Origin of the sequence: Arthrobacter agilis, from assembly GCF_002953615.1 — a bacterium.
Lineage (GTDB): Bacteria > Actinomycetota > Actinomycetes > Actinomycetales > Micrococcaceae > Arthrobacter_D > Arthrobacter_D agilis_B.
Map to the genome: position 1 here is coordinate 88,769 of NZ_CP024915.1, position 9,459 is coordinate 98,227.

A 9,459-nucleotide genomic window follows, 5' to 3' on the forward strand; every position below is an offset into this window, starting at 1 on the left:
GGAGGGCCTCGGGTGCGAGTTCGGGCTGGGCTGGCTGGGCTACCTGGGCTACGAGCTGAAGCGGGAGACGGGCGGCGGATCCACCCCGCCGGTCGAGGGAGCCCTCCCCGATGCCGCTCTGATCTTCGCCGGCCGCGCCGTCGTCCTCGACCACGCCGAGCGCGCCGTGTTCCTGCTGACCCTCTCCGACGGCCGTCCCGACGCCGAGCTCGGCGCCTGGCGTGCCCGCGCGCGCGAGGCCCTCGCCACGCCGGCCCCCGCTCCGCCGCCCCTCCCCCTGCCCGTGCCCGTGCCGCGGTTCGCCGCCCGGGACTCCCGCGAGGAGTACCTCGCGAAGGTGCGCCGCGCCCAGGCGGAGATCGCCGAGGGGAACACCTACGAGGTGTGCCTGACCACCTCGCTGTCCGCCCGCACGGACGCCCTCGATCCGCTCGGCGCGTACCTCCGGCTCCGCACCGGCAGCCCTGCCCCGTTCGCCTCCTTCCTCCGCTTCCCGGGTTTTGCCGTCGCGAGCACGTCCCCCGAGCGGTTCCTGGAGCTGACCGCCGACGGCCGGATGCGGGCCGAGCCCATCAAGGGGACGCGCGGCCGGTCAGCGGACCCGGCGACCGATGCCCTCCTCCGCGAGGAGCTGCGCTCGTCGGAGAAGGACCGCGCGGAGAACATCATGATCGTGGACCTGCTGCGCAACGACCTCTCGCACCACGCGGTGCCGGGATCCGTCACGGTCAGCAGGCTGTGCGACATCGAGACCTACGCCACCGTGCACCAGATGGTCAGCACGATCGACGCGCGCCTCCGGCCCGGGAGTGCCCGGGCGGGCGTCGTGGCCTCGGCGTTCCCGGCCGGATCGATGACCGGAGCACCGAAGATCAGCACCATGGCCATCCTCGACGGCCTGGAGGAGGCTCCCCGCGGCCCCTACTCCGGCGCAGCCGGATACTTCAGCCTGACCGGCGCCACGGACCTCGCCGTCGTCATCCGCACCCTCGTCCTGCGGGAGCACGACGGCGGCACGCACCTCACGCTCGGCGTCGGTGGGGCGATCACCGCCGATTCCGATCCTGCCGAGGAGTGGGACGAGGTCCGGACGAAGGCGCGCGGTGTCCTCTCGGCCCTGGGTGCCGGTTTCCCTGGCGACCGCGTGCCCATCGGTGACCCCCTTCCGCTCCCCGATCCCGTCCCGACCCGTCCCGACCAGGAGACCCTCATGACCACGGACACCACCCCGCCGGCCGGACCCGGACCTGCGGACACCGCCTCTGCGGCGAAGCCCTCCGTCCTGTTCGTCTGCGTCCACAACGCCGGCCGCTCCCAGATGGCCGCGGCCTACCTGCACCACCTCTCCGAAGGACGGATCGAGGTGCTGTCCGCCGGTTCCCGGCCGGCGAGCCAGGTCAACCCCGCAGCGGTGGAGGCCATGGCGGAAGAGGGCATCGACATCGCCGCCGAGACCCCGAAGATCCTCACCACCGACGCGGTGGAGGCCTCGGACGTCGTCGTGACCATGGGCTGCGGGGACGAGTGCCCGTACTTCCCCGGCAAGCGGTACGAGGACTGGGTGCTCGACGACCCCGCCGGCAAGGGAGTCGAATCCGTCCGACCGATCCGGGACGAGATCAAGCGCCGCATCCAGCACCTCATCGAGGACCTCCTGCCCGGCTAGGACCTGCTCCGCAGCGCCGGACGACACCGTCCGTGGCCGCTCCGGCGGCCGGGATCGCCGCACGGCACGAGCAGCACGGCACGAGCAGCGTGGCAGCAGGATGTTCCCCGTGCCGGTGCCGGTGGGTAGAGTGGAGTGCGGTGAGCCGGGAAGTCTGGTCGGCAGATTGTGTCGTCGACCCCGATTCCAGGAGGAATCCTCCCATGGCCGAAGAAGCACCCGAGCCCACACCCGCACCCCGATCCGGCGTCCTGGGCCGAGGCTCCTACTCGGAGGTCCTGCGGATCGGCGAGATCCTCCGCAAGGAGACCGTCGGCGGGATCCTGCTCGTCCTCGCCGCAGCCGTGGCCCTGATCTGGGCCAACTCCCCTGCCTCGGAAAGCTATTTCGCCCTGCGGGACTTCCGGATCGGGTACGAGCCCTGGCATCTGGAGCTGAGCCTCGGGGCATGGGCGGCGGATGGTCTGCTCGCGGTCTTCTTCTTCCTCGTCGGGCTGGAACTCAAGCGGGAGTTCGTCGCCGGGGATCTGCGCAGTTTCACCAGGGCCGTCGTGCCGGTCGCTGCAGCTTTCGGCGGGGTCGCGGTACCGGCCCTCGTCTACGCGGTGATCAACCTCTCCAGCCCCGAGACCCTGCAGGGCTGGGCGACACCCACGGCCACCGACATCGCGTTCGCGGTCGCGGTCCTGGCCATCGTCGGCTCCCACCTCCCCAGCGCCCTGCGCATCTTCCTGCTCACCCTCGCGGTGGTCGACGACCTGCTGGCCATCACCATCATCGCGGTGTTCTACTCGGACGACCTGCACCTCGCGCCGCTGCTCCTGGCCCTGATCCCGCTGGCGCTGTTCACGGTCCTCGCCCAGAAGTACCGGCGCTTCTTCGGCCTGAAGCCCGCCGCGGCCTGGTTCATCCTGCTCCCGATCGGCTTCGCCGTCTGGGCGCTCGTGCATGCCGGGGGCATCCACGCCACGGTTGCAGGAGTCCTGCTCGGGTTCGCCGTACCGGTGATCCGCAGCCGGGCGAGCGGCGGACCCGGTGCAGGGCCCGGGCTGTCCGAGATCTTCGAGCACCGCTTCCGCCCCCTCTCGGCCGGCTTCGCGGTGCCCGTGTTCGCGTTCTTCTCCGCGGGCGTGGCCGTGGGCGGCTGGAGCGGTTTCCTGTCTGCCCTGACCGACCCCGTCACCCTGGGCATCATCGCCGGACTGGTGGCCGGCAAACCCATCGGCATCGTCGGCACCACCTGGCTGCTCACCAGACTCACCCGCGTCACCCTCGACGCGTCCCTGAAGTGGGTGGACCTGGTCGGGGTCGCCCTGCTCGCCGGCATCGGATTCACCGTCTCCCTCCTCATCGCCGACCTGAGCTTCGGCGACGGCGGGACCACGAACGACCACGCCAAGGTCGGCATCCTCACCGCGTCGCTGACCGCGGCCCTCCTGTCCGCGATCATCCTGCGCAGCCGCAACAGGCACTACCGCACCATCCAGGCCGAGGAGGAGATCGACGCGGACGACGACGGCACCCCCGACGTCTACCAGCACGGGCAGCCCCACCACCCCTGACCACGCCTGGTCCGGGCAGGGGCACCGCCTCGTCGGCGCATCGGCAGGCCGCCCTGCGATTCCACGCCGCCCGCAACTCGAGCCGCCCGCAGGGAACCACACCGCCGTGGCGCCTCCCGGCGCGCACGATCCCGCACTAGGGTCGGTGCATGGCCTCCCTCGAACCGACCACCCTGCGGGGAGACCGCGTCGTCCTCGAACCCCTCGCCCACGAGCACCACGACGGCCTGGTGGCCGCGGCCGCCGACGGCGAGCTCTGGAACCTCTGGTACACCTCCGTGCCGACCCGGGAGGGGATGCGGCAGGAGATCGACCGGCGCCTCGCCCTGCAGGACACGGGCTCCATGCTGCCCTTCACCACACGCCTCGTCGAGCCGGGCAGCGGCGGGCCCGGCAGGATCATCGGCATGACCACCTACATGAACATCGACCGGGACACCCCGCGCGTCGAGATCGGCTCCACCTGGAACGCCGCCTCGGCCCAGCGGACCGGGACCAACACGGAATCGAAGTACCTCCTGCTCCGCCACGCCTTCGAGGAGTTCCGGTGCCCCGCCGTCGAGTTCCGCACGCACTGGCTCAACCACCAGTCGCGCGAGGCGATCTCGCGACTGGGCGCCAGACAGGACGGCGTCCTTCGCAGCCACACCCGCGCCGGGAACGGGGAGCTGCGCGACACCGTCGTCTTCTCGATCCTCGCCCACGAGTGGCCCATGGTCCGCGACAGCCTGCTGTACCGGATGCGGCCCCGCGGCTAGGACCGGATCCGGAGACGGCGGACACGTCAGCACCGTTGTCAACCAGGGGTTCGCCGCACCGTCGGGCATGCGATCGGGTCACCATGGAGGGGTCAGACCGCGGCGGTCACGGGCGCCCGCGGACCAGTTCGACTGAAGGGTCACTACATGGCAGACATTGGTGGAATGGCCGACAAGGCCAAGGACTACGCGCAGGACAACCCCGAGAAGGTCGACCAGGCCAAGGACAAGGCCAAGGACACCTTCGACGGCAAGGACGGCGACCAGAAGTAGCACTTCCCTTCGACGGAGGCCGGACCGCGGGATGCGGTCCGGCCTCTCCTGCGTCCCGGCAGGGTATGCGCCGGGACATGACCATCGGGCCGCCCTCAGTGCGGCAGGGCAGGTCCCGTGCTCCCCCTGATGACCAGGCGCAGCGGGCCCGCGTCCGCAGCGCTCCGGGCCCCGCGGTCCATCAGGGCGTCGATGCAGGACCGGCCCAGGTCGTGGAACTCCTGCCGGACGGTGGTCAGCGACGGCTCGTAGAACTCGGCTTCGGGAACGTCGTCGAACCCGACGACGCTCACGTCGCGGGGAACGCTGCAGCCTCGCTCACGCAGCGCCTTCAGCAGGCCCAGGGCCATCTGGTCGTTCCCGGCGAAGACCGCAGTGGTGCCGTCGGAGACGTCGAGCCGCATCCCGGCGTCGTAGCCGGACCGCGCACTCCAGTCCCCCTGGTACAGCGCTCCGTCCCCGAGCCGGTGTGCGCGCAGCACCCTGCGCCACCCGTCCACCCGGCGCTGCGCATCCACCCAGTCCAGCGGCCCGGCGAGGTGCGCGATCCGGCGGTGTCCGAGCTCCACGAGGTGCTCCACCGCCCGCGCCGCTCCACCCTCCTGATCGAGCGAGACGTCGCCGTCGATCCCGCCGCCGCCGCCCACCATGACCATCGGGATGCTGGTCTGGACCTTCGCGAGCACCTCGAGGGCCGAGACATGCGGGGTGACCGCGACGACGGCCTCGACCCCGTGGTTGAGCAGCCCGCTCAGCCCTTCGTCCACGGCGGCCTCGGAGTAGTCCTTGAGGGTCACGACGGTCAGGAAGTAGCCGGCACTCCGGGCCGCGTCCTGGATGCCCATGAGGACGCTCGACGGCCCGTACTGCGCCAGTTCGCCGGCGAGGATGCCGATGGAATGGGTCCGCCCCGTGGCGAGCCAGCGCGCGGCGGCGTTGGGACGGTAATCGAGTTCCGAGATCGCCGCCCGCACCTTCCGACGGGTCGCGTCGCTGACGTTGGGGTGCCGGTTGACCACACGGGACACCGTCTGGTGCGAGACCCCTGCGAGCGTCGCCACGTCCGTGAGGCTCGGTCCCCGCGGTGCTGTTACTTCGGCCATCGAGTTGTCGCCCATCTCCCCACGTGGTCCCAGTATGCACGAAACCCGGAGCGTGTATCGCCCCCGGCGACGTCGTTCCGAGGCGTTCCGCACCGTGTCGAAAATGTGACCGGAATCACTTGACCGCCTAATTGTTAGCGTTCACAATTGCAGCCAGGGCACGACGCCCGCGCAGCAACGACGGTGCAGGTGCTCCTTGCTGCGGTTCCGAATTCCAGGAGGCAGCAGTGTTCAAGAAATCCTTCGTGACGGTCATCGCAGCGACCACCCTCGCGCTGACGGCGTGTGGTGGCGGCTCGGACGCAGGAGGTGGTTCCGATGACGGGATCACCATGGGCTTCGCACAGGTGGGCGCCGAGAGCGGCTGGCGCACGGCCAACACCAAGTCGATCCAGGACTCCGCCAAGGCGGCAGGCGTCGACCTCAAGTTCTCCGACGCGCAGCAGAAGCAGGAGAACCAGATCAAGGCGATCCGGTCCTACATCCAGCAGCAGGTGGACGTCATCGCCTTCTCGCCCGTCGTCGAGTCGGGCTGGGACACGGTCCTCAAGGAAGCCAAGGATGCCGACATCCCCGTGATCCTGACGGACCGCTCCGTCGACTCCGCCGACACCTCCCTGTACAAGACCTTCCTCGGGTCCGACTTCGTCGAGGAGGGCAAGAAGGCCGGCGACTGGCTCGTCGAGGACTCGGCGTCGACGGACGGCCCGATCAACATCGTCGAGCTGCAGGGCACCACGGGAGCGGCCCCCGCGATCGACCGGAAGGAAGGGTTCGAGGCGGCCATCGCGGCGGATCCCGACCTCACGATCGTCGAGTCCCAGACCGGCGACTTCACCCGCAGCGGCGGCAAGCAGGTCATGGAGGCGTTCCTCAAGAACACCCCGGACATCGACGTCGTCTACGCCCACAACGACGACATGGGACTCGGGGCGATCGAGGCGATCGAGGCCGCGGGCAAGGTGCCGGGCAAGGACATCAAGATCATCACCGTCGATGCCGTCAAGGACGGCATGACGGCGCTGTCCGAGGGCAAGATCAACTACATCGTGGAGTGCAACCCCCTCCTCGGGGAGCAGCTGATGGACCTGGCCGCGAAGGTGGTCGCCGGCGAGGAGGTGCCCGCCCGCGTCGTCACGGAGGAATCCGCCTTCACCCCGGAGCAGGCCAAGGAAGTCCTGGCCAGCCGCGAGTACTAGGAGCTCGACAGGATCCGGCACACCGGAAGCGGGTGTCCGGGTCGACGACGGGGGATGCGGTGGCCGGGCCACCGCATCCCCGACAGAAGGGCAGGACAATGAACGAGATCGTCCCCGTGGTCGCGATGGCCGGGATCTCCATCGAATTCCCCGGCGTGAAGGCGCTCGACGGAGTCGACCTCCGGCTGTTCCAGGGTGAGGTCCATGCCCTGATGGGGGAGAACGGCGCCGGGAAGTCGACACTGATCAAGGCCCTGACGGGCGTCTACGCGATCGACGGCGGGACGATCACCGTGATGGGCTCGGACCACCGCTTCACCTCCCCTGCGGAGGCACAGGCCGCAGGCGTCAGCACGGTCTACCAGGAGGTCAATCTCTGCCCCAACCTGTCGGTCGAGGAGAACATCCTCCTGGGGCGGGAGCCGCGCAGGCGCGGGGGCATCTCCTGGAAGGAGGTCCGCCGGAAGGCGAGGGAGGTCCTCGGGCAGCTCCAGCTGGGGCACATCGACCCCGGGTCCGTCCTGTCCTCCCACTCGATCGCCCTCCAGCAGCTCGTCGCGATAGCACGGGCGGTGCAGGTGGACGCCAGGGTGCTCATCCTGGACGAGCCCACCTCGAGCCTCGATGCCGACGAGGTCCAGCAACTGTTCGCGGTCATCCGGACGCTGCGCGACCGTGGCGTCGCCATCCTCTTCGTGTCCCACTTCCTCGAGCAGGTGTACGAGATCTCCGACCGCATGACCGTCCTGCGCAACGGGAAGCTGGTGGGCGAATACCTCACCCGGGACCTGCCGCGCATGGCACTCATCTCGAAGATGATCGGCAAGGAGATGGACGCCCTCGCCGAACTCGAGGACGCCGAGGGCCGCCGCCAGTCGGACCGCACGCAGGATGCCCCCTTCATGCAGGCGGAGGGCCTCGGCCGCAAGGGCTCCGTCCGTAACGTCACCGTCGCCATCCACGCCGGTGAGATCCTCGGCCTGGCAGGATTGCTGGGTTCCGGACGCACGGAGACCGCGAGGCTGCTCTTCGGGGCCGACCGGTCCGATCAGGGCAGCCTGCGGATCGGCGGAACGGTCCGGACGCTCCGGACTCCCCGCTCCGCGATCGACCGGGGGATCGCCTTCTCCTCGGAGAACCGGAAGGAGGAAGGACTGATCGGCGACCTGTCCGTCCGCGACAACCTGGTCCTGGCCATGCAGGCCAGCAAGGGATGGCTGAGGCGGATCCCCCGGGCGACGCAGGACCAGCTGGCCGAGAAGTTCATCAGGGCCCTGGACATCCGTCCGGCCAGCAAGGACGCCCTGATTCGAAATCTGAGCGGCGGCAACCAGCAGAAGGTGCTGCTCGCCCGCTGGCTCATCACGAACCCCAGGCTGCTGATCCTCGACGAACCCACCAGGGGCATCGACATCGGCGCGAAGACGCAGATCCAGAAGCTCATCAGCACCCTCGCCTCCGACGGCATGTCCATCATCTTCATCTCGGCCGAGCTCGAGGAAGTGCTCCGGCTGAGCGATCGGATCGCCGTGCTCAAGGACCGGGAGATGGTCGCCGACCTGGCCAACGACGGAGTCACCATGGAAGACGTCATGACGATCATCGCGGGGACGAACGCATGAACGCCCTCCTGAAGCACCGGCTGACCTGGCCCGTGCTCGCACTGGTCCTCCTGCTCCTCCTCAACCAGCTCTTCCGCGCCGACTTCCTGGCCGTGCGCGTCCAGGACGGGCACCTGTTCGGGAGCCTCATCGACATCCTCCGGAACGGTGCACCGACGATCCTCATCGCCCTGGGCATGACGCTCGTCATCGCATCGCGCGGTATCGACCTGTCCGTGGGAGCCGTGGCCGCCATCTCCGGGGCGGTCTCCTGCACCTACATCTACAACTCCCCGGATCCCTCCTCCTTCCGCACGGCGGCGGTGGCGGTGGTCATCGCCGTGGCGGTGGGACTGGCCCTCGGTCTGTGGAACGGCTTCCTCGTCTCGGTGGTCGGCATCCAGCCCATCATCGCCACCCTCGTCCTCATGACGGCCGGGCGGGGACTGGCGCAACTCGTCACCGACGGCCAGATCATCTCCGTGTCCAACGACTCCTACCAGGCGATCGGCGCCGGATTCTTCCTCGGCCTCCCGATCTCCATCCTCATTGCGGCGGTCGCCTTCGGCGTGGCCGGGCTGCTGACGCGGCGTACCGCCCTCGGAACGCTCATCGAAGCGGTGGGCATCAATCCGGTCGCCAGCAGGCTGGCAGGGCTCAACGCACGCAACATCACCTGGACCGTCTACGTCTTCAGCGGTCTGTGCGCAGCCGTCGCCGGCCTGATGATCAGTTCCAATGTGACGGCCGCGGATGCCAACAACGCCGGTCTCTACATCGAGATGGACGCCATCCTCGCCGTCGTCATCGGAGGAACCTCCCTGGCGGGGGGCCGGTACAGCCTCGTGGGTACCCTCGTCGGCGCCCTGATCATCCAGACACTGACGACGACCGTCTACACGCTGGGGATCCCGCCCGAGGTCACCCTGGTGTTCAAGGCGCTGGTCGTCATCATCGTCTGCCTCCTCCAGTCCAGCAAGGCCCGGGCGCTGCTCGGCCGGCGCCGGCGTCCCGTGACAGAACAGTCCGAAGTGAAGGTGTCCATCTGATGTCGGTCCTCACCCGCACCCCGGCGCCGCTGAACCGCAGCCGGATCAGCCGCCTCCAGGGCAAGGCGCGCTACGCGCCGGCACTCGCCACGACCGGGTTGTTCCTGGCGATGTTCGCCGCCGGCGCCGTGATGTACCCCGGGTTCCTCTCCGGCCAGGTGTTCCTCAACCTCCTGATCGACAACACCTTCCTGATCGTCCTCGCCGTCGGGATGACGTTCGTGATCCTCACCGGCGGGATCGACCTC

General features: G+C 69.3%; 8 protein-coding genes and 2 pseudogenes. 9 read left to right on the forward strand and 1 reads right to left on the reverse strand.

Annotated features, from left to right (window positions below):
• Positions 1–55: 55 nt before the first annotated feature.
• From CVO76_RS17545 to CVO76_RS17485, 5 genes and pseudogenes are all read left to right on the forward strand, one after another.
• A pseudogene (locus tag CVO76_RS17545) lies at positions 56–1,042 on the forward strand (anthranilate synthase component I family protein); the annotation flags it as partial.
• 168 nt (positions 1,043–1,210) lie between these two features.
• The gene (locus tag CVO76_RS17550) at positions 1,211–1,666 is read left to right on the forward strand and encodes an arsenate reductase ArsC (RefSeq protein ID WP_208741645.1); all 456 of its coding nucleotides are present in this window, start codon (positions 1,211–1,213) and stop codon (positions 1,664–1,666) included.
• A gap of 203 nt (positions 1,667–1,869) precedes the next feature.
• Positions 1,870–3,228, forward strand: a complete 1,359-nt coding sequence (gene nhaA, locus CVO76_RS00420; RefSeq protein WP_133081299.1) for a Na+/H+ antiporter NhaA — start codon at positions 1,870–1,872, stop codon at positions 3,226–3,228.
• A gap of 149 nt (positions 3,229–3,377) precedes the next feature.
• On the forward strand, positions 3,378–3,986 hold the full coding sequence (locus tag CVO76_RS00425) for a GNAT family N-acetyltransferase (RefSeq protein ID WP_208740298.1): 609 nt from the start codon (positions 3,378–3,380) through the stop codon (positions 3,984–3,986).
• Between the two features lie 147 nt (positions 3,987–4,133).
• Positions 4,134–4,259 (forward strand): hypothetical protein, encoded by a 126-nt coding sequence (locus tag CVO76_RS17485; protein WP_279628586.1) that lies wholly within the window; start codon positions 4,134–4,136, stop codon positions 4,257–4,259.
• 95 nt (positions 4,260–4,354) lie between these two features.
• Here the strand turns inward: CVO76_RS17485 and CVO76_RS00430 are convergent, their stop codons facing one another.
• Positions 4,355–5,362 (reverse strand): LacI family DNA-binding transcriptional regulator, encoded by a 1,008-nt coding sequence (locus CVO76_RS00430; RefSeq protein WP_208740299.1) that lies wholly within the window; start codon positions 5,360–5,362, stop codon positions 4,355–4,357.
• A gap of 227 nt (positions 5,363–5,589) precedes the next feature.
• On the opposite strand from CVO76_RS00430, the gene CVO76_RS00435 reads away from it, so the two are divergent.
• From CVO76_RS00435 to CVO76_RS00450, 4 genes and pseudogenes are all read left to right on the forward strand, one after another.
• The gene (locus CVO76_RS00435; RefSeq protein WP_208740300.1) at positions 5,590–6,561 is read left to right on the forward strand and encodes an ABC transporter substrate-binding protein; all 972 of its coding nucleotides are present in this window, start codon (positions 5,590–5,592) and stop codon (positions 6,559–6,561) included.
• A gap of 98 nt (positions 6,562–6,659) precedes the next feature.
• On the forward strand, positions 6,660–8,183 hold the full coding sequence (locus CVO76_RS00440) for a sugar ABC transporter ATP-binding protein (protein ID WP_208740301.1): 1,524 nt from the start codon (positions 6,660–6,662) through the stop codon (positions 8,181–8,183).
• Positions 8,180–9,211, forward strand: a complete 1,032-nt coding sequence (locus tag CVO76_RS00445) for an ABC transporter permease (RefSeq protein WP_208740302.1) — start codon at positions 8,180–8,182, stop codon at positions 9,209–9,211. The genes CVO76_RS00440 and CVO76_RS00445 overlap by 4 nt, the downstream gene beginning before the upstream one ends.
• Positions 9,211–9,459: pseudogene (locus tag CVO76_RS00450) on the forward strand (sugar ABC transporter permease YjfF); the annotation flags it as partial. The gene CVO76_RS00445 and the pseudogene CVO76_RS00450, both read left to right, overlap by 1 nt.

Bases quoted from the DNA above. Each gene is read 5' to 3' on its own strand.
- CVO76_RS00440 (WP_208740301.1), top strand. From the start codon at position 6,660: ATGAACGAGATCGTCCCCGTGGTCGCGATGGCCGGGATCTCCATCGAA.
- CVO76_RS00430 (WP_208740299.1), bottom strand. From the start codon at position 5,362: ATGGCCGAAGTAACAGCACCGCGGGGACCGAGCCTCACGGACGTGGCG.
- CVO76_RS17550 (WP_208741645.1), top strand. From the start codon at position 1,211: ATGACCACGGACACCACCCCGCCGGCCGGACCCGGACCTGCGGACACC.
- CVO76_RS00445 (WP_208740302.1), top strand. From the start codon at position 8,180: ATGAACGCCCTCCTGAAGCACCGGCTGACCTGGCCCGTGCTCGCACTG.
- nhaA (WP_133081299.1), top strand. From the start codon at position 1,870: ATGGCCGAAGAAGCACCCGAGCCCACACCCGCACCCCGATCCGGCGTC.
- CVO76_RS17485 (WP_279628586.1), top strand. From the start codon at position 4,134: ATGGCAGACATTGGTGGAATGGCCGACAAGGCCAAGGACTACGCGCAG.
- CVO76_RS00425 (WP_208740298.1), top strand. From the start codon at position 3,378: ATGGCCTCCCTCGAACCGACCACCCTGCGGGGAGACCGCGTCGTCCTC.